Consider the following 21,648-nt stretch of genomic DNA (forward strand, 5'->3'; position numbering starts at 1 on the left):
CGTTTTTCATTATATTGTATTTGGAATTACTTCACAATTGTCATTTCGTCTACAATGTGTTTAGCTCCTGAGAAATTCTCAATTACCCATAACACGTAACGAATATCAACATTGATAGTTCTTTGTAATTTTTTGTCAAAGATAACGTCACCTGCCATAGCTTCGATATTTCCGTCGAATGCTAAACCGATTAACTCTCCTTTACCGTTTAATACTGGAGAACCTGAATTTCCACCTGTAATATCATTGTCAGTTAAGAAACAAACGTGTAAAGAACCGTCTTTATCTGCATAACGACCAAATTCTTTTTTAGCATTCATTTCTAATACTCTTGTAGGTAAATCAAATTCTAAATCCCCTTTTTTGTATTTTTTAACTTGACCTGCTAATGTAGTGTAGTTGTTGATTGAAGCATCATTACGTTTGTCAGCTGGCAAAGAACGAACTTTTCCATAAGTTAAACGTAAAGTTGAGTTGGCATCTGGATATTTGATTTCTCCAATTTTAGATTCTCTTAAACCTTCCACTAATAAACGGAAAGATGCACCAAAATCGTTTTGCGCTTTCATTAACTCTTCACTTCTTTTTCCGAAATGTGTTGTTAAATCATTTGATAAAACATATAATGGATCGTTTACTAATAAAGCTTCTGTTGGTAAATCTAAAAATGCTTTTACTTTTTCTTTAGAAGTAAAAATACTTAAATCGAAAGCTGCATTTACATATTTTGTAAAATCTCCATTATTTTCTTTAGCTAATTTTTCAACCATTGGAGCTAAAGTGTAACCTGCTTTTTTGCTATACAAACTTAATTGCGCAGCTAAAATGTCTTTCTCTGCTGGAATATGTAATTCTTTATACATTTCGTCAACCATTTCTAAAATAGCAGGAGCCATTTCAGCACGTTTAGCAGCATCCGCTTTTACATAAGCATCTAGTTGTCTACCTAAAGTTCTTCCAATAGTTCCAAAAGCAGAAGTTCTGAATAATTGTTGTAAATAATTATCATGACGAGATTTTTCATTCGTCATTGCATAATATTTATTGATTGTAGGAACTACATTACCATATTTAGCCTTATTAGCTGGTTGGTTAGCCCATTTGTGGAATTTAGCTTCTTGAGCTGCTTTTGTTTTAGCTGTACCAAATTTTGATAATGCATCAATCATTCCTTGACGATTTTTCCAGTAGTTAGCTACTCCTGCAAATTTAGAAGCATATACCAGGTTTAAAGCATCACTTTGAACCATGTATTTTTTCATGTTGTCCATTCCTGTTTTAGATCCTTCAACCCATGCTGGATATGCAAATTTTACATTTTGCTCAATTCCACCTGCTGGCATCCAACGGTTAGTTCTACCTGGATAACCTAAAATCATTGCGAAGTCATTTTCTTTAACACCGCCTAAATTAACTGGCAAATGGTGTTTTGGTTTTAATGGAACATTGCTTGTAGAATATTCAGCTGGATTTCCATTAGCATCAGCATACACTCTAAACATAGAGAAATCTGCTGTGTGACGTGGCCATTCCCAGTTATCAGTATCACCACCAAATTTTCCTAAACTTTCAGGTGGAGTTCCTACTAAACGAACATCTTTATAGTCTTGGTAAACGAAATAGTAATATTCGTTTCCTTGGAAAAACGGACGAACAGAAACAGTATATTTTCCACCTTCGTTGTTTTCTTTTTCAATTTTAGCGATTTCAGCATTGATAGCTTTTTCTCTATCAGCTTCGCTCATGCTTGGATTAACTACAGACAAGATTCTTTTTGTACAATCGTCCATACGAACAAAGAAACGTACATATAAGCTTGAAGGTTTTAACTCTTCTGATCTGTTTTTAGCCCAATAACCATCTTTTAAATAATTTTTATCAGCTGATGATAATTCTGCAATTGCATCATATCCACAGTGGTGATTAGTTAATACTAATCCGTCTTTTGAAATCATTTCAGCTGTACATCCACCGTTAAATTGCACAATAGCATCTTTTAAACTGTGGTTGTTGATACTGTAAATTTCTTCGGCTGTTAATTGCAAGCCCATTTTTTGCATGTCGCGGTGATTTAAACGCTCAATGAACATTAAAAACCACATTCCTTCATCTGCTTTTACCGAAGCTGGTACAAGCATAATTGCAGAAACGACAAATAATAATAATTTTTTCATAATAAATATGTGTTCTTTTGATTTGTGAGGCGAATATAATTAAAAATACGATTTCGATAAAATTATACCCTAAAAATCAGATTAGATTGAAGCAATTTTAACTTTTTATTATAATACCTGCATTAAAAACAAAAAAGCATCTCCAAATTGAAGATGCTTTTTCTTACTTTTTTATTACTTTTATTTTTCTTCTACATTCAACATTTGCCACAATTTGTCTTTCAACTCTTGTAAACCTTGTTGCGCAACAGAAGAAATAAACATATAAGGTGTTCCTTTAAATTCTTTGTCCAATTGTTTTTTCAATTCTGCTTTTAATTCATCGTCTAACATATCGCATTTTGAAATCACAATCAAACGATCTTTATCCAACATTTCTGGATTGTAACGACGTAACTCATCTAACAGAATTTCGTATTCTTTCTTAATATCATCTGCATCTGCAGGAACTAAAAATAACAAAGTTGAATTACGCTCAATATGACGCAAGAAATAATGACCTAATCCTTTTCCTTCCGCCGCACCTTCAATAATTCCCGGAATATCAGCCATTACAAACGATTGAAAATCTCTGTAAGCTACAATTCCTAAATTAGGTTTTAAAGTCGTAAACGGATAATCAGCAATTTTTGGCTTAGCCGAAGTTAAAACAGAAAGTAAAGTTGATTTTCCTGCGTTTGGAAAACCTACTAAACCAACATCTGCTAATACTTTTAATTCTAAAGTTACATCAACTTCTTTTACAGGCATTCCAGGCTGCGCGTAACGAGGTGTTTGATTGGTTGAACTTCTAAAATGCCAGTTTCCTAAACCACCTTTTCCTCCTTCTGCTAAAATTCGAACCTCATCATGTTCTGTAATTTCAAACAAAACATCTCCTGTTTCTTGGTCTTTTACAACCGTTCCTAATGGAACTTCAATGTATTTGTCTTCTCCGTCATGTCCTGTACTTCTTGAACTTCCTCCATCACCTCCGTGACCAGCACGCATGTGTTTCAGAAATTTCAAATGAAATAAAGTCCAAAGATTTTTATTTCCTTTTATATATACGTGTCCACCGCGACCACCATCACCACCATCAGGTCCACCTTTTTCAATAAATTTTTCTCTGTGTAAATGCGACGACCCTTTTCCTCCCTTTCCGGAAGAAACATATATTTTTACGTAGTCTACAAAGTTACCTTCAGTCATTCTTTCTTTTCTTTAAATTATTTTTGACAAAGACTACTATTAAACCGAATGTCCACTGGACATTCTCCTCTTAATATCAAATCTTCTGTCATCTTTTCTTTTATTCTTTTAAATTGGTAATTAAAACTTTATCAATTTTAACACCGTCCATATCGATAACTTCGAACTCTAATTTGTTCCAAATTAACTTTTGTCCTTGTTTTGGGATTATCCCTAATTCTGTTATGATTAATCCACTAACTGTTGTTACTTCGTAATCACCTGTTAACTCATCCATATCGAAATAAGTTAAGAAATCGTGTAACGAATAATGTCCGTCAACTAACCACGAACCATCTTCTCTTGCCACAATTTTAAATTCGTCTTCATAGAAATCAGCCGCATCTCCTACTAACGCTTCTAAAATATCGTTTAATGTAATAATTCCCTGGAAAACACCATGCTCATCGGTAACCAAAGCATAATGTACTTTTGAAAGTTTAAAATTTTCCAATGCTTTGTATGCCGAGGTATGTTCAATAAAATAAACCGGTTCTCTGGTAATCGCTTTTAAATCGAAATTTCCTTTCTCGAAATTAGAAAACAAATCTTTTAATAAAACGATTCCTTCCACATCATCTAAATTATCCGCACATACTGGATAAACCGAATGCAATTCATCTAAAACTTTCGCTTTAATTTCTTCAATTGTGTCTTCATAAGACAAATACACAATTGAATTTCGGTGTGTCATTAACGAATTTACTTTTCTATCTCCAATATGAAAAACACGTTCCACAATATCTTGTTCAATTTCTTGAACTTCTCCTACTTCTGTTCCTTCCTTAATAATAGCTTTGATTTCTTCTTCGGTAACTTTTCCATCAGCCGTTGGTTTTATTTGAAGCATTTTCAATAAAAACTCAGTCGACGTAGTCAACAACCATATAAAAGGCATTGTTATCGTTGAAACCAATTTCATTGGAACGGCAACTGCTTTAGCAATTCCTTCAGGATAATTCAAGCCAATTCTTTTTGGCAATAATTCTCCTAAAACCAAAGAGAAAAAGGTTAATACCACAACCACAATTCCAACTGCAACAGAATTTGCATAAGGTTTTAGTGCTTCAAAAGTGGCTACAAAATTTTGAACATCAGTAGTGATTTTATCCCCCGAATAAATACCCGTTAAAATTCCGATTAAGGTAATTCCGATTTGAACTGTTGATAAGAATTCATTTGGTGAATTAGCTAAATCTAAGGCTGCTTTAGCATTTTTGTTCCCTTTTTTTGCTGCTGTTTCTAAACGGTTTTTACGTGCTGAAATCAATGCGATTTCCGACATTGAAAAAACACCGTTTAAAAGAATCAGAAAGAGAATGATTAAAATTTCCATAGTTAAAATTATAAAAAAAGAGCTAAAATCCCAAATTACGGAAATAGCTCCTTTTCTGTGTGCAAATATCGAAAAAAAAATCGAAAGCCCGAAATTTATCTCAAAGCCTTATTTTTCAATTAAAATGTGTCTAAAACCAAACTTAATCTTTCGGTAACTTCTTCAATAGATCCAATACCATCAACTGCGTAAAATTTGTGTTGCGCTTTGTAATAATCCATTAGTGGCGCGGTTTTTTCGTTGTATTCTTGGTAACGATTTCTGATTTTTTCTTCGTCTTGATCGTCTGGTCTTCCTGAAGTTTTTCCTCTTTCTAACAAACGTTGCACTAAGATTTCATCATTAGCTTCCAAAGCTACTGTAGCTGTAATTTCTTGATTTTTACCTTCTAAAAACTTATCTAAAGCTTCAGCTTGAGCAATTGTTCTTGGAAAACCATCAAATAAAAAACCTGCTGCTTGTGGATTTTTGTCTACTTCGCTTTGCAACATTTTAATAGTTACTTCATCTGGAACCAAATTACCTTTATCCATAAAAGTTTTAGCTAATCTTCCTAATTCAGTATCATTTTTAATGTTAAATCTAAAAATATCCCCTGTAGATAAATGTACTAAATTGTATTTGTGCTTTAAAAAATCGGCTTGTGTTCCTTTTCCTGCTCCTGGTTTACCAAATAATACGATATTGATCATTGTTTTGTTATGTTAAGTTGTAATAGTTAGTTATTCTGATAATTGATAAATGTCTTTTAAATTTCTTCCTAAACCATCGTAGTCTAAACCATATCCTACTATAAATTTATTTGGAATTCGAATTCCTACATAATCTAGTTTAATGTCTTTTGTATAGGCTTCTGGTTTTAAGAATAAAGTAGCGATTTTGAAATGTTTCACATTGTGTTGCTTCATAATAGCTTTTAATTCCTCAATCGTATTTCCAGTATCTACAATATCTTCGACAATAATTACAGAACGACCTTCTAAACTTTGGTTTAAACCAATCAGTTCTTTTACTTCGTTTGTGGTTTGTGTTCCTTCATAAGATGCCATTTTTACAAATGAAACTTCGCAATTGTGACTGTATTTTTTCAATAAGTCAGCCACAACCATGAAAGCGCCATTCAAAACTCCAATAAAAACAGGGACGTCATCGCAAAAATCGTCTTCAATTTGTTTTGCCATGTTTTCAATGGCGAAGTTAATTTCCTCTCCCGAAATAAAAACTTCAAATTTCTTATCGTGTAGTTGTATCACTTTGGTTAGATTTAGAAATAAACAACAAATTTAAGAAAGTCAAATGAATAGCTACAAAGTATTTCAACTTTTTTGCAAATTTGATATATTTACCGAATGAAAAGTCAAATGTATCAGAAAATCGAAGAAAGCACTTGCCATGTTGCCAGCCGGAAAATGGTTAGTAATTTTGCTATGAAAGATGAAAATCACCTTAAAGAAATGATACAACTTGCTTTTGACACAAAAGATGAATTACATGTAAAAGCCTTTTGGAGTTTGGATTTGGTTTGCGAAAAGAAACTGAAACAATTTGTTCCTTATATTGAAGATTTTTGTAGCGTTCTTCCAAAAATAAAAGATGATTCTGCATTACGACCAGCGACTAAAATTGCCTTTTTTCTATCCAAAAGTAATCACAGAAAAAACGGAATTTCTCTCACACAACAACAAGAACACAATTTAATCGAAGCCTTAATTGACCGATTGATTCAAGACGAAAAAGTAGCAGCAAAAGTGTATGCTATGAAAGCCCTTTTTGTCTTGGGAAAGAAATACGATTGGGTTCACGAAGAATTAAAAACGATTATTTCTCAAGATTATTCGAATCATACCGCGGCTTACCAAGCGGCAACTCGAAATCTTTTGAAAAAACTCAACAAGTAACAAATTGTTAATTATCAATTGTTAATTATCAATTGTCTGAGTATCTTTGCGACACAAACAACACAACAACAAAATGAATTATTTTTCTTCTGATTTTAAATTAGGAATTTTAGGAGGAGGTCAATTAGGAAAAATGCTTTTGACCGAAACTCGAAAATTTGATATTCAAACTTTAGTTTTAGAACCAAGCGAAGAAGCTCCAGCACGATACAGTTGCAACGGATTTTACAAAGGCAGTTTAATGGATTTTGACACTGTTTATCAATTTGGTAAAATGGTCGATTTGTTAACTATCGAAATTGAGAATGTAAATCTAGAGGCTTTAGATCAATTGGAAGCAGAAGGATTACCGATTTACCCTTCGCCAAAAACCTTACGTTTGATTCAAAACAAAGGAAAACAAAAAGATTATTACGTTTCAAACGATATTCCCACTTCGCCACACCAACGCTTTGTTGATTTGAACGATTTAAGAAACGCTTTAGCGAAAGACGAATTAGAATTTCCATTCGTTTGGAAATGTGCGCAATTTGGTTACGACGGAAATGGCGTTAAAATTTGTCGCTCAGCATTAGACTTGGTAAAATTACCTGATGTAGAATGTATTGCAGAAGAAATGGTTCCGTTCAAAAATGAATTAGCGGTAATTGTAGCACGTTCTGTTTCTGGAGAAGTGAAAACCTATCCTGTAGTAGAAATGGAATTTCATCCAGAAGCGAATCAAGTGGAATATGTTATTTGCCCTGCTCGTATCGATGAAAAAGTAGCACAAAAAGCTACTGAAGTTGCGTTGAAAGTTTCAGAAGCTTTCAATCATGTTGGACTATTAGCAGTGGAAATGTTTCAAACCGAAGACGATGAAATTTTGGTAAACGAAGTTGCTCCTCGCCCACATAATTCGGGACATTATTCGATTGAAGCGAGTTATACTTCGCAATTCGAAAACCATTTACGTGCGATTTTAAACTTACCTTTAGGAAACACCGATAGCAAAGTTGCCGGAATTATGGTAAATTTGGTTGGTGAAGAAGGTTTTTCCGGACAAGTAGTTTACGAAAACATAGAGAAAATCATGGCAATTGATGGCGTAACACCACACATTTACGGAAAAAGAGAAACAAGACCTTTCCGAAAAATGGGACACGTTACGATTGTAAATGAAAACATGACGGAAGCAAGAAAAATTGCAGAGGAAGTCAAGAATTCAATTAGAGTGATTTGCCAATAAGACAATGTGTCAATTTGAAAATGATAAATAAAATAATAAAAGTTAGTTTTTATACCACAATTTTATTTTGTGTAATTTCATTTTTATCATTATCATTTTCAATGCTTTACAGTAGATTCAATAATATATCCCCAAATTTAATGATTGGTTTTCCATTTGAAATGTATTATCAATTTGAAGTTAGAGGCAAATGTAACGAACGAACTTTATTGCATGGAACACATTTTATCAATATAGCATACAATTATATAATTTGTTTAATTGTAATAGTTTCACTGAACTATAAACAGCAAACCAAAAATAATAAACAACAAACATGAGTAAAGTAGCAATCATAATGGGAAGCATTTCGGACATGCCGGTAATGCAAGAAGCCATCGACATATTAAAAGGATTTGATATCGAAACCGAGGTAGATATTGTTTCGGCACACAGAACACCTGAAAAATTATTTGACTTCAGTAAAAACGCACACGAAAGAGGCATTTCTGTAATTATTGCTGGTGCTGGTGGTGCGGCTCATTTACCTGGAATGGTTGCTTCTATGTCGCCACTTCCTGTAATTGGAGTTCCTGTAAAATCGAGCAATTCTATTGATGGATGGGATTCAGTTTTATCTATTTTACAAATGCCAGGTGGAGTTCCTGTAGCAACTGTTGCGTTAAACGGAGCAAAAAATGCTGGAATCTTAGCTGCACAAATTATCGGAAGTTCTGATAAATGTGTTTTAGATAAAATTATCGCTTACAAAGAAGGATTAAAACAAGCAGTTTTAAAAGCTTCGGAAGGATTGAAATAAAAATAGAAAATCCCGAGTTATTGCTAACTCGGGATTTCTACTCACAATTAAGTGACAACTATAAAAAAATTCTACTCTCTCTCTGTTTGGGGCAAAAAGGATGTTCGTACATCATTTCGTCGACAAAATTATACACTTTATCGATAAAAACAAATTTTTATGGAACTTTTTTTTAAAAAATTCACAACAAAACACAATACAGCACCATTTAGTAAGATTAATCTTTCAGATTATAAAGAAGCTTTCGAAAAAACTATCGAACTCGCTCGTACTGAAATCGATAGCATAGTAAATAACACAGAAATACCTAATTTTTCTAATACAATTGAAGCTTTGGATTATTCTGGCGAACAATTGGATAGATTGTCCAATATTTTCTTCAATTTGAATTCGGCTGAAACTTGTGATGAAATGCAAAAAATCGCACAAGAAGTTTCTCCATTAATTACTGCATTTAGTAACGATATTGCTTTGAACGAAGACTTATTCAAACGAGTAAAAGCAGTTTATGATCAAAAAGATGCTTTGATATTAACTACCGAACAAGCGACTTTATTAGACAAAAAATTCAAAGGTTTTTCTCGAAATGGAGCTTTATTGAATGAAGAAGACAAATTAAAACTACGCGAAATTGATACCGAATTAGCCAAAATCAAACTAACTTTCGGTGAAAACGTTTTGGCGGAAACCAATAATTATCAATTACATATTATCAATGAAGCCTATTTAAAAGGTTTACCTGATGGCGCTAAAGAAATGGCGGCAAGTTTGGCAAAATCTAAAAATTTGGAAGGTTGGGTTTTCACTTTAGATTTCCCAAGTTATTTACCTTTCGTAACCTACGTTGAAAATCGTGAATTGCGAAAAGAAATTGCTATTGCCGCTGGAAAAAAATCGTTTCAAGATAATGAATTCGATAATAAAGAAAATGTAAAACGCATTGTGGAATTACGTCACAAGCGAGCTAATTTATTGGGTTATCAATCACATTCGCATTTTGTTTTGGAAGAACGAATGGCGCAAAACCCAGAAAAAGTTCAATCGTTTTTGAATGATTTGTTGGAAAAAGCAAAACCCGCTGCTCAAAAAGAATTTGCTGAATTAACAGCTTTCGCAAAAGAATTAGACGGAATTGACCAATTAGAAAAATGGGATGGTGCTTATTATTCGGAAAAATTGAAACAAAAATTATTCAGTTTGGATGATGAGTTGTTGAAACCCTATTTCCAATTGGAAAATGTATTGAACGGAGCTTTCACTATCGCTGAAAAGTTATTCGGAATCACATTCAAAGAAATTTTTGATATTGATAAATACCACGAAGACGTTCAAACTTTTGAAGTTTTAGATTTCGAAGGACAATTAGTGGCTGTTTTTTATTCGGATTTCTTCCCAAGAAAAGGAAAACGAAATGGCGCTTGGATGACATCCTACAAACCTCAATATATAAAGGACGGAATTAACGAACGACCACATGTTTCTATCGTATGTAATTTCACACCGCCGACGGAAACAAAACCATCATTATTAACTTTTAACGAAGTAACGACATTGTTTCACGAATTTGGGCACGCGTTACACGGTATGTTAGCCAATACAACTTATCCAAGTTTATCTGGAACTTCGGTTTATTGGGATTTTGTGGAATTACCAAGTCAAGTAATGGAAAACTGGTGTTACGAACCTGAAGCATTAGCTTTATTTGCGAAACATTACGAAACGGGTGAAATTATTCCGCAAGACTATGTAGAAAAAATCAAAGAAAGTGCGAGTTTCCTAGAAGGAATGGCAACATTACGCCAATTAAGTTTCGGGATTTTAGACATGACGTATCATGGAAAATCGCAAACTATTGACGATGTAAAAGCATTTGAAAAACAAGCAATGGAAGGCACAAGTTTATATCCAGATGTTGCAGAAAATTGTATGAGTACTTCGTTTTCTCATATTTTTCAAGGCGGTTATTCTTCGGGATATTACAGCTACAAATGGGCGGAAGTTTTAGATGCTGATGCGTTTGCATATTTCCAAGAAAAAGGCATTTTCAATACAGAAGTAGCAACGAAATTCAAAGACAACGTTCTTTCAAAAGGCGGCACCGAATTACCAATGGAATTATATAAAAAATTCAGAGGTCAGGAGCCGAAAGTAGAGGCTTTGTTAAAGAGAGCAGGGTTGATTTAAATTATCAGAATTTTATATATTTAGAAACCGAAATTAAACACTTCGGTTTCTTTTTTAAACAAACTTTCATTTTTTTTTGAAAGTTTAAAAACTTTTATATATCTTTGTCCTATCAAAATGAAATAACCATCAAAATGGAATTCAAAGAAGCAAAAAATAAATTCGTACAAACCTGGGGAGCTTTAGGCTCTCAATGGGGCATTAACAAAACCATGGCACAGATTCATGCGTTGTTGATGGTTTCGCACGAACCTGTTTCAATGGAAGACATTATGGAAGAATTACAAATTTCACGCGGTAATGCTTCGATGAATTTAAGAGCTTTAATGGACTGGGGCATCGTTTACAAAGAATACAAAGCAGGCGAAAGACGTGAATTTTTCACAGCGGAAAAAGATTTAGATGAATTAGCCGTAAAAATTTCGAGAGAAAGAAGCAAACGTGAAATAAAACCAGCCTTGAAAGTTTTAAAAGAAGTTTCTTCTATTCAATCAGACAACACAGAAGCCGAAAAACATTTCGTAGATCAAACCACCAAATTGTACGACTTCGTATTAAAAGCAGATAACGTTTTGGATAAAATCACAGAATATAAAGACAATTGGTTGGCAAAATTGGTTGTTAAAATCATGAAATAAAAAAATTTAACCAAAACTTTCAATTATTTCTGAAAGTTTAAAATAATAGATAATATGGAAAATTTAAAATTAACTAATTCAATTGCAATCATAATTCCATTATTCCTTGGAATTTTGGGAATTGTAGAACCAATCAGTTTATATTTTTCAGCATATTCAACAATGCTAACAGGTTTACTACAAATCATTGTTGGAATCATTTTCTGGACTAAACATAAAGAAAATATTTACATAAAAATATATTTCCTATTAGTATTGACTTTTTTCAGTTTATGGTATTACAACGTGAATGTAAACTATATCGATGAGCTGACTTGGATATTGCTTTTTACACCTTTAGCACTTTGCATCTATATTTCAGTAATAATTTACTCTCAAAAAGAAAAACCATGAACCTCAACATCATCGCCTACCTAATTTATTTCAGCATCACAGGTATTATCATTGTGAAGGTTGGAAGAATTTGCTACAACAACGGAAACATTTTCGTTTCGCAATTGATTCCCAATCATGAAGACTTGTGTCATAAAATAAATCAATTGCTTTTGGTGGGCTACTATCTGTTAAATATTGGTTATTGTGCGATGACGATAATTTCTTGGGAACAAATTGAAAGTATCACACAACTCATTGAAGTGATTACCTCAAAATCGGCTTTCATTATTATTGCGATTGCCGTGATGCATTACATCAACATTATATTATTAACGAATTACATCAAAAAATTAATTTAAACACTCGTATTATGGAAACTACAAAAATTTTAATCGGTTATGCAATTTATCTTCCAATTGCTTTATTTTTAACCTACTATGTTTCAAAAACACTTTTTAAAAACAGTAAAATTTATATGTTGGATATTTTTAAAGGCCGAGAAGAAATCGCCAACGCCACCAACAAACTATTCGAAACCGGATTTTATTTACTGAATTTAGGTTTTGCGCTTATGATATTAGAAATGAATATGTATGATGATACTTACCAAGTTTTAATCGAAAAACTGAGTTACAAAATTGGCGGATTTTCAATTTATTTGGGAATAATGCTATTCTTAAACTTATATTATTTCTTTAGAGGAAAACGAAAAGCAAGTCAAGCACAAGTAGAACAACGAATTGTGATTAATGGGTAAGTTCACAATCCTGACAGGTTTTGGAAACCTGTCAGGATAAAAAACAAACAACATGAATTGGTCATATCTTATCAAACATTGGTTTTCAACTTTACTAATTGCACCAATACTTTCTGATATATTAACTTACTATTATACTGACATAGAAACATTATTCAATCTAACTTCTGTATATCCAATTACCGTAATATTTGGATTATTTTTTTCACTACCAACTTATATCATACTTGGAATAACATATTACATATTGGATAAAAAAGGTATAAAACCTCTTTACATAAAACCTATAATTCTAAGTTTTTGTACAATTGGAATTATTATTTCCTTTTATCTCATTTTCAATAATAGAGAAGAAAATACAGTTTTAGCCTATTCACTAACAGCCATATTTTTTGGTATGATTTATAAAATCGAAAACAATGACAAAAATAAAAATAAATGAAATTATTGTTGCTGATGATAAAACCTATCTGAACAATCAGAAAACCACCAACACCAACCACCACAAAATCGGAACACTTTCTAACCAAAATGAAGCGTAATATCGTGAACGATTTTCATTGGCAAAAAAGAGAAAAACAGCAATCGTTCCGCAAACCAAAAGTTTGAAAAAGAACGGTAAAAAATGGTGATTATTGGTATAGAAAAACTCCAAAATCAAGAGTAAAAACAACAAGAGATAACCTAGTTTTTTCGTCAACTTCACTCCTATTTTTTGTGGAACGGTTTGTAAATGAATGTCATCGTGTTTTACATCTACAATATCAAACACCAAAACAATCGAAAATACTAATAAAAATCGCTGAAAAGCCATCAAAAGCATATCCATTGAATACGAAATTTCAGCCTCTACCAAAGGTAAAATCACGGTTACTCCAACCCAAGTAATTCCAACGATGTAAATTTTGACACCTTTCCAATTTCGTGCATTTTGTTTGTTTGGAAAAAAAGGTAAAGTGTATAAAAGAGTAAGACCAAAAAAAGTAAAAGCACTTAACTTTGATTCCCAACTCAATTGAAAGAAAAAATAAAAACAAGCCAACAACGAAATAAAACTCAAAAAAACTATGGCTTTAAGCTCTTTTTTGATTTCGGTTTTGTTTAACCTTGCGATGGCGTCATACTTCACAAAATTATAACCTACTACTGTCCCAAAAAAAGCGAAGAAAGCTACCGAAAAATCGCCTTCAACACCAAAGAAATATTGCGTCATCGACACTAAAGCAAAAGCTGATAATGCGACATGCAAACTACTATTGATGTAAAAATCGAGAATTTTCTTTAAAATCACCATTCAACAAAAATAATCAATCTGTTAATAAGACTCTATTTTAGTTGATAAAATCACAAAATTTCACATTTTAAAAACAAATTATTACAAGATTAATAATTACTTTTGTTGACCAAAACAACACATAATAACATACATACACATTTTTAATAAATGAGAACAGATGCATTCGCTTTGAGACATTTAGGGCCACGTGAAAGTGACTTAAATCACATGTTTAAAACGGTTGGTGTAGAATCTTTAGACCAATTAATTTTCGAAACCATTCCAGATGATATTCGTTTAAAAAACGACTTAAATTTAGATGCTCCTTTGACTGAGTATGAGTATTTAACTCACATTCAAGAATTAGGAAAGAAAAATAAGGTATTCAAATCATACATTGGTTTAGGATATCACCCAGCGATCGTTCCGGCGGTTATTCAAAGAAATATTTTTGAAAACCCAGGATGGTACACAGCTTACACTCCTTATCAAGCAGAAATTGCTCAAGGTCGTTTAGAAGCAATTTTAAATTTCCAAACAACGGTTATCGAATTAACAGGAATGGAAATCGCAAATGCGTCTTTATTAGATGAAGGAACAGCTGCTGCAGAAGCAATGGCGTTGCTTTTTGATGTAAGAACTCGCGATCAAAAGAAAAATAATGTGACGAAATTCTTCGTTTCGGAAGAAATTTTACCACAAACTTTATCGGTTTTACAAACACGTTCTACTCCATTAAATATTGAATTAGTAGTTGGAAATCACGAAACTTTCGATTTTTCAACAGAATTCTTTGGTGCGATTTTACAATATCCAGGAAAATATGGTCAAGTTTATGACTATGCAGGATTCATCGCAAAAGCAGCAGAAAACGAAATTAAAGTAGCGGTTGCTGCTGATATTTTATCATTAGCTAAATTAACTTCGCCAGGTGAAATGGGAGCTGCTGTTGTAGTTGGTACTACACAACGTTTTGGAATTCCAATGGGTTATGGTGGACCACACGCTGCTTATTTTGCGACTAAAGAAGAATACAAACGTTCAATGCCAGGAAGAATCATTGGTGTTTCTATCGATGTAAACGGAAACCGCGCATTACGTATGGCTTTAGGAACTCGTGAACAACATATCAAACGTGAAAAAGCAACTTCAAACATTTGTACTGCACAAGTTTTATTAGCAGTTATGGCTGGAATGTATGCTGTTTTTCACGGACCAAAAGGTTTACAATATATTGCTAATAAAGTACATGCTTCTGCGGTTACAACTGCCGATGCTTTAAATAAATTAGGTGTTTACCAAACGAATACTGCTTTCTTCGATACAATCTTAGTAAAAGCAGATGCTCAAAAAGTAAAAGCAATTGCTGAGAAAAACGAAGTAAACTTCTTCTATCCAGATGCAGAAACGGTTTCGATCTCATTTAACGAAACGACTTCTTTAAATGACATCAACCAAATCATCGCTATTTTTGCTGAAGCTACTGGAAAAGATAAAATTACAGTTAGTCAATTAGCTAATGAAGTTATGGTTCCTGAAAGCTTAGTAAGAAAATCAACTTTCTTACAACATGAGGTTTTCAACAACCATCATTCAGAGTCGCAATTGATGCGTTATATCAAAAAATTAGAACGTAAAGATTTATCATTGAATCACTCAATGATTTCATTAGGTTCTTGTACTATGAAATTAAATGCTGCTGCTGAAATGTTGCCGTTATCTATGGCAAACTGGAACAGCATTCACCCTTTTGCTCCAGTTGAACAAGCAGAAGGTTACCAAATCATGTTGAAAAAATTAGAGCAGCAATTGAATGTCGTAACAGGTTTCCAAGGAACAACGTTACAACCAAATTCAGGTGCTCAAGGTGAATATGCAGGTTTGATGGCTATTCGTGCTTACCATTTATCAAGAGGCGATAACCATAGAAATGTGTGTTTAATTCCAGCTTCTGCTCACGGAACTAATCCAGCTTCTGCTGCTATGGCAGGAATGGAAATCATCGTAACAAAAACCATGGATAATGGAAATATCGATGTTGAAGATTTGAGAGCAAAAGCAATCTTACACAAAGATAACTTATCTGCTTTGATGGTTACTTATCCTTCAACTCACGGAGTTTTTGAAAGTGCTATTATTGAAATCACCAAAATCATTCACGATAATGGTGGTTTAGTGTATATGGACGGTGCGAATATGAATGCGCAAGTAGGATTAACAAATCCTGCAACTATTGGTGCTGATGTTTGTCACTTAAACTTACACAAAACGTTCGCTATTCCTCACGGTGGTGGTGGACCGGGTGTTGGACCAATTTGTGTGAATGAAAAATTAGTTCCATTCTTGCCAACTAATCCAGTTATTCCAACAGGAGGAAGCCAAGCAATTACCGCAATTTCTTCTGCACCTTATGGTTCTGCTTTAGTTTGTTTGATTTCTTACGGTTACATAACTATGTTAGGCGCTGAAGGATTAACAAACGCTACTAAATATGCTATCCTAAATGCAAATTACATGAAAGCACGTTTAGATGAACATTATCCAGTTTTATATTCTGGAGAAATGGGAAGAGCGGCTCACGAAATGATTTTAGATTGTAGAGCTTTCGAAGAAAAAGGAATCAAAGTAACCGATATTGCAAAACGTTTAATGGATTATGGTTTCCACGCACCAACGGTTTCTTTCCCAGTTGCTGGAACATTAATGATTGAACCAACTGAATCAGAAGATTTAGCGGAATTAGATCGTTTTTGTGATGCGATGATTTCAATTCGTAAAGAAATTGAAGCTTCAACAAAAGAGGATGCCAATAACATTTTAAGAAATGCGCCTCATACTTTAGCTATGGTTACAGCTAACGAGTGGGTTTTCCCTTACACAAGAGAACAAGCGGCATTTGCTTTAGATTATATTGCTGAAAATAAATTCTGGCCAACGGTTCGTCGTGTTGATGAAGCGTATGGAGATAGAAATTTAGTTTGTTCTTGTGCTCCAATTGAAGCGTACATGTAAAAAATAAATTTCCAATATTTAAAATCCCAAATTCCAATTCAGGTTTTTGGGATTTTTTTTAAACATGACAAAAGTCACTTGCTTCAAGAAGTATTGTTGTAAATTTGTACGATTATAAAATCTGGAAATGAAAGACATTGAAAATAGAGAAGACATCCTACTCATCATGCGTAAGTTCTATGAAAAGCTTTTAGCTGATGAATCAATCAATTTTTTCTTTACCAAAGTTACATCGGTTGACCAACATTTGGAAGAACATTTTGAGATTTTGGCTACGTTTTGGGAGCAATCCTTATTTTTAAAAGGTGGCTACTATAACAATATGTTTTCGATTCATAAAGAGGTTCATAACAAGCATGCTTTTACAAAAGACCATTTTGAAACTTGGTTGCATCATTTTAATTCAACGATTGATGAATATTTTGAAGGTAAATATGCCGAGCAAATGAAAACACAAGGGTTGAGTATGGCGACTATTATGCAGATAAAATTTTCGTAAAAACCCCTTAAAAAAAGTCAATTTCGTATTATTTTGAGCTTAAATTAAAGATTCAATAATTACTACAAAAAAATAGACGTTTTTACATTATGTTAAGAAATAATTAATAATTTCGTTAGACAAACAATAACTATTATGAATATTAAAATAACGGGTTCAGGAAGTTATATTCCAACAAAAAAGGTAACTAATTCTGATTTTGCTCAACATGATTTTTTAAATGAAGACGGCACTGCTTTTAATATGACAAATGATATTATTGCAGAGAAATTTGTTGAAATTACCGGAATTATAGAACGACGCTATGCCGCTGACGACATGGTTAATTCTGACATGGCAATAATTGCTGCAAAAAAAGCAATTGAAAAATCAGGTATTGATCCTGAGACTTTAGACTATATTATATTAGCTCACAACTACGGTGACATTCAAACAAATACAATTCAATCAGATACTGTTCCAAGTTTAGCCACTCGTGTTAAATATGGATTACAAATTAAAAATCCTAAATGTGTCGCTTATGACATTCTTTTTGGTTGTCCAGGTTGGATAGAAGCTGTTATTCAAGCACAAGCCTATATTAAAGCCGGAATGGCTAAAAAATGTTTGGTTATTGGTTCTGAAACTTTATCAAGAGTTGTAGACAAACACGACCGCGACAGCATGATTTACTCTGATGGCGCTGGAGCAACAATTATTGAAGCCACTGATGATGAAGGCGGAATTTTAGCTCATGAATCAGCTACTTTTTCTTTTGATGAAGCTAAGTTTTTATATTTTGGAAATTCGTTTAATAAAAATGAAGACCCAAATATTCGCTACATCAAAATGTATGGCAGAAAAATTTACGAATTTGCACTTTCTAATGTTCCAAAAGCAATGGCTTCTTGCTTAGAGAAAAGCGGAATCGCTATTACCGATGTAAAGAAAATTTTAATTCATCAGGCAAATGAAAAAATGGACGAAGCCATCATTAATCGCTTTTACAAATTATTCAAGATGGAAACACCAGCTGGAATTATGCCTATGAGTATTCATAAATTAGGAAATTCAAGTGTTGCAACGGTTCCAACCTTATACGATTTAATTGTAAACGGAGAATTAGAAGGACAAAATTTAAACAAAGGCGATGTTATTATTTTTGCTTCTGTTGGTGCGGGAATGAATATTAACGCAATTGTGTACAAGATGTAAAAAAGTTGGATGTTCGAAGTTGGATGTTCAAAGAAAAAAGTAAATTTGTACTCCAATTTTATTTCAATGTACGAGAAAACATATCCGAGTAAACGATTCAATATCACTTTAGATTTTCTAAAAAAACATATCAAAACTTCTGAAACCATTTTTGATTTAGGCGTTCCAAATCCTTTTTCAAAAATCATGGTAGATAATGGCTATTCTGTTATCAACACAAAAGGCGAAGACATTGACAATGATCAATCGGCTCTTCAAACTGAGAATTACGATGTGTTTACAGGTTTTGAAATTTTCGAACATTTACTAAATCCTTACACGGTTTTACAAAACGTAAAAGCAGATAAAATTTTAATTTCGATTCCATTACGTTTGTGGTTTTCTTCAGCTTATAGAAGCAAAACGGATATGTGGGACAGACATTATCACGAATTTGAAGATTGGCAATTGGATTGGCTTTTGGAAAAAGCAGGATATAAAATTGTTGACCGAGTAAAATTCACACATCCTGTTAAGAAACTTGGTTTTAGACCATTATTAAGATGGTTTACACCGAGATATTATTTGGTTTACGCAGAAAGAAAGTGATTAGTAATTAGTGAATAGTAATTAGTCTATGCGATACTACATAATCATACCAACATACAACGAGGAAAAATTCATTTCATTAACACTTCAATCGTTAGTAGAACAAACGATTTTGCCAGCAAAAGTGGTAGTGGTCAATGATAATTCTACTGATAAAACTCCAGAAATTGTTTCTGAATTTGCATCAAAACATCCTTTTATCACTTTAGTTAATAAAAAATCTGACGCGATTCATCTTCCAGGAAGTAAAGTAATTCAGGCATTCCATGAAGGAGAAAAACACATTGATGACAATTATGACATCATTGTAAAAGTAGATGCAGATTTGATTTTTCCAAACAGCTATTTCGAAACGATTATAAAGTACTTCCAATCAGATGAGAAAATTGGAATGGCTGGTGGGTTTTGTTATGTAGAAAAAAATGGGGATTGGGTTTTAGAAAATCTAACCGATAAAGATCACATACGTGGAGCCTTAAAAGCCTATCGAAAAGCAACATACAAACAAATTGGCGGATTAAAACCTGCAATGGGTTGGGACACGGTTGACGAATTGCTTTGTAAATTCTACAATTGGAAAGTAGTAACCGACGAAAGTTTACACGTAAAACACTTAAAACCAACTGGTGCAAGCTACAACAAAGCAGCGCGTTATAAACAAGGAGAAGCTTTTTACAGTTTAGGCTATGGATTTATCATCACTGCCATTTCCTCATTGAAATTGGCAATGCGAAAAGGTAAACCTCTTTTATTTATAGACTATTTAATGGGGTTTTGGAAAGCAAAATCATCTGGAAAACCTTTATTTGTAACTCCTGAGCAAGCCAAATTTTTCAGAAACTACCGCTGGAAAAAAATGAAAGAAAAGTTGTTTTAACCTATTCCAAAAAAATATAGTATTTTTACTGAATACTAGAAACTGATCACTGAACACTAAATAATATGATGCTAGTTCGCTACTTATCGCAAATAGGAAAATACTTTATCATGTTGAAAGAAATCTTCAACAAACCTACTAAATGGTCGGTAATGAAACAATTAATCTTAAAAGAAGTTGATGATTTAATCATTGGTTCGCTAGGGATAGTTTCTTTTATTTCCTTTTTTGTTGGAGGAGTTGTGGCAATTCAAACAGCGTTAAATTTGACCAATCCTTTAATTCCTAAATATTTGATAGGTTTTGCAACACGTCAATCGGTGGTTTTAGAGTTTGCTCCAACATTTATTTCCATTATTATGGCAGGTAAAATGGGTTCATTTATTACATCAAGTATTGGAACCATGCGCGTTACGGAGCAAATTGACGCACTAGAAGTTATGGGAGTTAACTCATTGAACTATTTGATTTTTCCAAAAATTATCGCCTTACTTTTATATCCGTTCGTAATTGGATTGAGTATGTTTTTGGGTGTTTTTGGAGGTTGGATGGCTGCCGTTTATGGCGGTTTTACCACTAGTTTTGAATTCACTACCGGACTTCAAACCGAATTTATTCCGTTTCATATTGCGTATGCCTTTATAAAAACTATTGTTTTTGCTTTATTGCTTGCGACTATTCCTTCCTTTCACGGTTATTACATGAAAGGTGGCGCTTTAGAAGTTGGTAAAGCAAGTACTGTTTCCTTCGTTTGGACATCGGTAGTAATTATTTTAATGAACTTTATATTAACCCAACTCCTATTGAGCTAATGATTGAAGTAAAAAACATCGTAAAAAAGTTTGGCGAACAAACCGTTTTAAAAGGCGTTTCTACTCGTTTTGAAGCTGGAATGACCAATCTTATTATTGGACAAAGTGGTTCGGGAAAAACTGTTTTCTTAAAATCGTTATTAGGTTTACACACTCCTGATAGCGGAACAATTTCATTTGATGGCAGAATTTATTCAGAACTTTCAAACGACGAAAAAAGAACTTTAAGAACCGAAATAGGAATGGTATTCCAAGGAAGTGCTTTATTTGACGGAATGACTGTGGAAGAAAATATTGGATTTCCTTTAAAAATGTTCTCAAATAAAACGCCAAAAGAAATTAAAGAGCGTGTTGATTTTGTTATAGATAGAGTTCATTTGGTAAACGCACACCACAAACGTCCGTCTGAAATTTCTGGTGGAATGCAAAAACGTGTAGCAATTGCTAGAGCTATTGTAAATAATCCGAAATATTTATTTTGCGATGAACCTAACTCAGGCTTAGATCCAAAAACTGCTATTGTAATTGACAATTTGATTCAGGAAATTACTGAAGAATACAACATTACTACTGTAATTAACACTCACGACATGAACTCTGTAATGGAAATTGGTCAGAAAATCGTTTTCTTAAAAAACGGATTATTGGAATGGGAAGGAAGCAATAAAGAAATTTTCAAAACCGATAACGAAGCCGTTACCGATTTTGTTTATTCTTCTGAGTTATTCAAGCGTGTAAGAAAAATGTACTTGGAAGATGATGTGAAATAGT

At 33.1% G+C, this 21,648-nt stretch carries 22 protein-coding genes; 16 read left to right on the forward strand and 6 right to left on the reverse strand.

The window, feature by feature from the left end; translation table 11 throughout:
• Positions 1-26: 26 nt before the first annotated feature.
• The 5 genes from OJ995_RS06830 to hpt form a co-directional block, all read right to left on the reverse strand.
• Entirely contained in the window at positions 27-2,174 is a 2,148-nt protein-coding gene (locus tag OJ995_RS06830; RefSeq protein WP_264368736.1) for a S46 family peptidase, read from the reverse strand.
• A 180-nt stretch (positions 2,175-2,354) separates the two neighbouring features.
• The gene (gene obgE / locus OJ995_RS06835) at positions 2,355-3,365 is read right to left on the reverse strand and encodes a GTPase ObgE (protein ID WP_133609546.1); all 1,011 of its coding nucleotides are present in this window, start codon (positions 3,363-3,365) and stop codon (positions 2,355-2,357) included.
• Positions 3,366-3,465: 100 nt separating this feature from the next.
• On the reverse strand, positions 3,466-4,689 hold the full coding sequence (locus OJ995_RS06840) for a hemolysin family protein (protein WP_242004808.1): 1,224 nt from the start codon (positions 4,687-4,689) through the stop codon (positions 3,466-3,468).
• Positions 4,690-4,859: 170 nt separating this feature from the next.
• Positions 4,860-5,432, reverse strand: coding sequence for an adenylate kinase (locus OJ995_RS06845; protein ID WP_264368737.1), 573 nt, complete (start codon positions 5,430-5,432; stop codon positions 4,860-4,862).
• A 30-nt stretch (positions 5,433-5,462) separates the two neighbouring features.
• Complete coding sequence (gene hpt / locus OJ995_RS06850) at positions 5,463-5,993, reverse strand: hypoxanthine phosphoribosyltransferase (RefSeq protein WP_133609540.1); 531 nt, start codon at positions 5,991-5,993, stop codon at positions 5,463-5,465.
• 108 nt (positions 5,994-6,101) lie between these two features.
• Between hpt and OJ995_RS06855 the strand changes: the two genes are divergently transcribed.
• The 9 genes from OJ995_RS06855 to OJ995_RS06895 all read left to right on the forward strand — a co-directional run bounded on the left by OJ995_RS06855 (position 6,102) and on the right by OJ995_RS06895 (position 13,061).
• Positions 6,102-6,638: a HEAT-like fold family protein gene (locus tag OJ995_RS06855; RefSeq protein ID WP_264368738.1), complete on the forward strand. Its 537-nt coding sequence runs from the start codon at positions 6,102-6,104 to the stop codon at positions 6,636-6,638.
• A gap of 73 nt (positions 6,639-6,711) precedes the next feature.
• Complete coding sequence (locus OJ995_RS06860) at positions 6,712-7,866, forward strand: 5-(carboxyamino)imidazole ribonucleotide synthase (RefSeq protein ID WP_264368739.1); 1,155 nt, start codon at positions 6,712-6,714, stop codon at positions 7,864-7,866.
• A 316-nt stretch (positions 7,867-8,182) separates the two neighbouring features.
• Positions 8,183-8,665, forward strand: coding sequence for a 5-(carboxyamino)imidazole ribonucleotide mutase (purE, locus tag OJ995_RS06865; RefSeq protein WP_008254544.1), 483 nt, complete (start codon positions 8,183-8,185; stop codon positions 8,663-8,665).
• Positions 8,666-8,824: 159 nt separating this feature from the next.
• Positions 8,825-10,849 (forward strand): M3 family metallopeptidase, encoded by a 2,025-nt coding sequence (locus OJ995_RS06870; RefSeq protein ID WP_264368740.1) that lies wholly within the window; start codon positions 8,825-8,827, stop codon positions 10,847-10,849.
• 134 nt (positions 10,850-10,983) lie between these two features.
• Entirely contained in the window at positions 10,984-11,487 is a 504-nt protein-coding gene (locus OJ995_RS06875) for a GbsR/MarR family transcriptional regulator (RefSeq protein WP_008254547.1), read from the forward strand.
• 54 nt (positions 11,488-11,541) lie between these two features.
• Entirely contained in the window at positions 11,542-11,880 is a 339-nt protein-coding gene (locus OJ995_RS06880; RefSeq protein ID WP_264368741.1) for a hypothetical protein, read from the forward strand.
• Positions 11,877-12,221, forward strand: coding sequence for a hypothetical protein (locus OJ995_RS06885; protein WP_264368742.1), 345 nt, complete (start codon positions 11,877-11,879; stop codon positions 12,219-12,221). The genes OJ995_RS06880 and OJ995_RS06885 overlap by 4 nt, the downstream gene beginning before the upstream one ends.
• An 11-nt stretch (positions 12,222-12,232) precedes the next feature.
• A complete protein-coding gene (locus OJ995_RS06890; protein ID WP_264368743.1) occupies positions 12,233-12,619 on the forward strand; it encodes a hypothetical protein in 387 nt (128 codons plus the stop codon).
• Between the two features lie 52 nt (positions 12,620-12,671).
• Positions 12,672-13,061: a hypothetical protein gene (locus OJ995_RS06895; protein ID WP_264368744.1), complete on the forward strand. Its 390-nt coding sequence runs from the start codon at positions 12,672-12,674 to the stop codon at positions 13,059-13,061.
• 36 nt (positions 13,062-13,097) lie between these two features.
• On the opposite strand, the gene OJ995_RS06900 is transcribed toward OJ995_RS06895, so the two are convergent.
• Positions 13,098-13,913: a UbiA prenyltransferase family protein gene (locus OJ995_RS06900; protein ID WP_264368745.1), complete on the reverse strand. Its 816-nt coding sequence runs from the start codon at positions 13,911-13,913 to the stop codon at positions 13,098-13,100.
• A gap of 150 nt (positions 13,914-14,063) precedes the next feature.
• Between OJ995_RS06900 and gcvP the strand changes: the two genes are divergently transcribed.
• From gcvP to OJ995_RS06935, 7 genes are all read left to right on the forward strand, one after another.
• Complete coding sequence (gene gcvP / locus OJ995_RS06905) at positions 14,064-16,907, forward strand: aminomethyl-transferring glycine dehydrogenase (protein ID WP_264368746.1); 2,844 nt, start codon at positions 14,064-14,066, stop codon at positions 16,905-16,907.
• Between the two features lie 127 nt (positions 16,908-17,034).
• Positions 17,035-17,406 (forward strand): group III truncated hemoglobin, encoded by a 372-nt coding sequence (locus OJ995_RS06910; protein ID WP_264368747.1) that lies wholly within the window; start codon positions 17,035-17,037, stop codon positions 17,404-17,406.
• A 135-nt stretch (positions 17,407-17,541) separates the two neighbouring features.
• The gene (locus tag OJ995_RS06915; protein WP_264368748.1) at positions 17,542-18,600 is read left to right on the forward strand and encodes a 3-oxoacyl-ACP synthase III family protein; all 1,059 of its coding nucleotides are present in this window, start codon (positions 17,542-17,544) and stop codon (positions 18,598-18,600) included.
• Between the two features lie 66 nt (positions 18,601-18,666).
• Positions 18,667-19,188: a class I SAM-dependent methyltransferase gene (locus OJ995_RS06920; protein ID WP_264368749.1), complete on the forward strand. Its 522-nt coding sequence runs from the start codon at positions 18,667-18,669 to the stop codon at positions 19,186-19,188.
• Positions 19,189-19,216: 28 nt separating this feature from the next.
• Positions 19,217-20,065, forward strand: coding sequence for a glycosyltransferase family 2 protein (locus OJ995_RS06925; protein ID WP_264368750.1), 849 nt, complete (start codon positions 19,217-19,219; stop codon positions 20,063-20,065).
• A gap of 65 nt (positions 20,066-20,130) precedes the next feature.
• Positions 20,131-20,877 carry an MlaE family ABC transporter permease gene (locus tag OJ995_RS06930; protein ID WP_133609516.1) on the forward strand — a complete coding sequence of 249 codons (747 nt, stop codon included), beginning with the start codon at positions 20,131-20,133 and terminating at the stop codon, positions 20,875-20,877.
• Positions 20,877-21,647, forward strand: coding sequence for an ABC transporter ATP-binding protein (locus OJ995_RS06935; RefSeq protein WP_133609514.1), 771 nt, complete (start codon positions 20,877-20,879; stop codon positions 21,645-21,647). Before OJ995_RS06930 ends, OJ995_RS06935 begins: the two co-directional genes overlap by 1 nt.
• Position 21,648: the final 1 nt, after the last annotated feature.

This window comes from Flavobacterium lacisediminis (genome assembly GCF_025909975.1).
In the GTDB taxonomy this organism is placed as follows: Bacteria; Bacteroidota; Bacteroidia; order Flavobacteriales; family Flavobacteriaceae; genus Flavobacterium; species Flavobacterium lacisediminis.

Coding starts and splice junctions, on each gene's coding strand:
- OJ995_RS06830 (WP_264368736.1), bottom strand. CDS start 2,174: ATGAAAAAATTATTATTATTTGTCGTTTCTGCAATTATGCTTGTACCA.
- obgE (WP_133609546.1), bottom strand. CDS start 3,365: ATGACTGAAGGTAACTTTGTAGACTACGTAAAAATATATGTTTCTTCC.
- OJ995_RS06840 (WP_242004808.1), bottom strand. CDS start 4,689: ATGTCGGAAATCGCATTGATTTCAGCACGTAAAAACCGTTTAGAAACA.
- OJ995_RS06845 (WP_264368737.1), bottom strand. CDS start 5,432: ATGATCAATATCGTATTATTTGGTAAACCAGGAGCAGGAAAAGGAACA.
- OJ995_RS06855 (WP_264368738.1), top strand. CDS start 6,102: ATGTATCAGAAAATCGAAGAAAGCACTTGCCATGTTGCCAGCCGGAAA.
- OJ995_RS06860 (WP_264368739.1), top strand. CDS start 6,712: ATGAATTATTTTTCTTCTGATTTTAAATTAGGAATTTTAGGAGGAGGT.
- purE (WP_008254544.1), top strand. CDS start 8,183: ATGAGTAAAGTAGCAATCATAATGGGAAGCATTTCGGACATGCCGGTA.
- OJ995_RS06870 (WP_264368740.1), top strand. CDS start 8,825: ATGGAACTTTTTTTTAAAAAATTCACAACAAAACACAATACAGCACCA.
- OJ995_RS06875 (WP_008254547.1), top strand. CDS start 10,984: ATGGAATTCAAAGAAGCAAAAAATAAATTCGTACAAACCTGGGGAGCT.
- OJ995_RS06880 (WP_264368741.1), top strand. CDS start 11,542: ATGGAAAATTTAAAATTAACTAATTCAATTGCAATCATAATTCCATTA.
- OJ995_RS06885 (WP_264368742.1), top strand. CDS start 11,877: ATGAACCTCAACATCATCGCCTACCTAATTTATTTCAGCATCACAGGT.
- OJ995_RS06890 (WP_264368743.1), top strand. CDS start 12,233: ATGGAAACTACAAAAATTTTAATCGGTTATGCAATTTATCTTCCAATT.
- OJ995_RS06895 (WP_264368744.1), top strand. CDS start 12,672: ATGAATTGGTCATATCTTATCAAACATTGGTTTTCAACTTTACTAATT.
- OJ995_RS06900 (WP_264368745.1), bottom strand. CDS start 13,913: ATGGTGATTTTAAAGAAAATTCTCGATTTTTACATCAATAGTAGTTTG.
- gcvP (WP_264368746.1), top strand. CDS start 14,064: ATGAGAACAGATGCATTCGCTTTGAGACATTTAGGGCCACGTGAAAGT.
- OJ995_RS06910 (WP_264368747.1), top strand. CDS start 17,035: ATGAAAGACATTGAAAATAGAGAAGACATCCTACTCATCATGCGTAAG.
- OJ995_RS06915 (WP_264368748.1), top strand. CDS start 17,542: ATGAATATTAAAATAACGGGTTCAGGAAGTTATATTCCAACAAAAAAG.
- OJ995_RS06920 (WP_264368749.1), top strand. CDS start 18,667: ATGTACGAGAAAACATATCCGAGTAAACGATTCAATATCACTTTAGAT.
- OJ995_RS06925 (WP_264368750.1), top strand. CDS start 19,217: ATGCGATACTACATAATCATACCAACATACAACGAGGAAAAATTCATT.
- OJ995_RS06930 (WP_133609516.1), top strand. CDS start 20,131: ATGATGCTAGTTCGCTACTTATCGCAAATAGGAAAATACTTTATCATG.
- OJ995_RS06935 (WP_133609514.1), top strand. CDS start 20,877: ATGATTGAAGTAAAAAACATCGTAAAAAAGTTTGGCGAACAAACCGTT.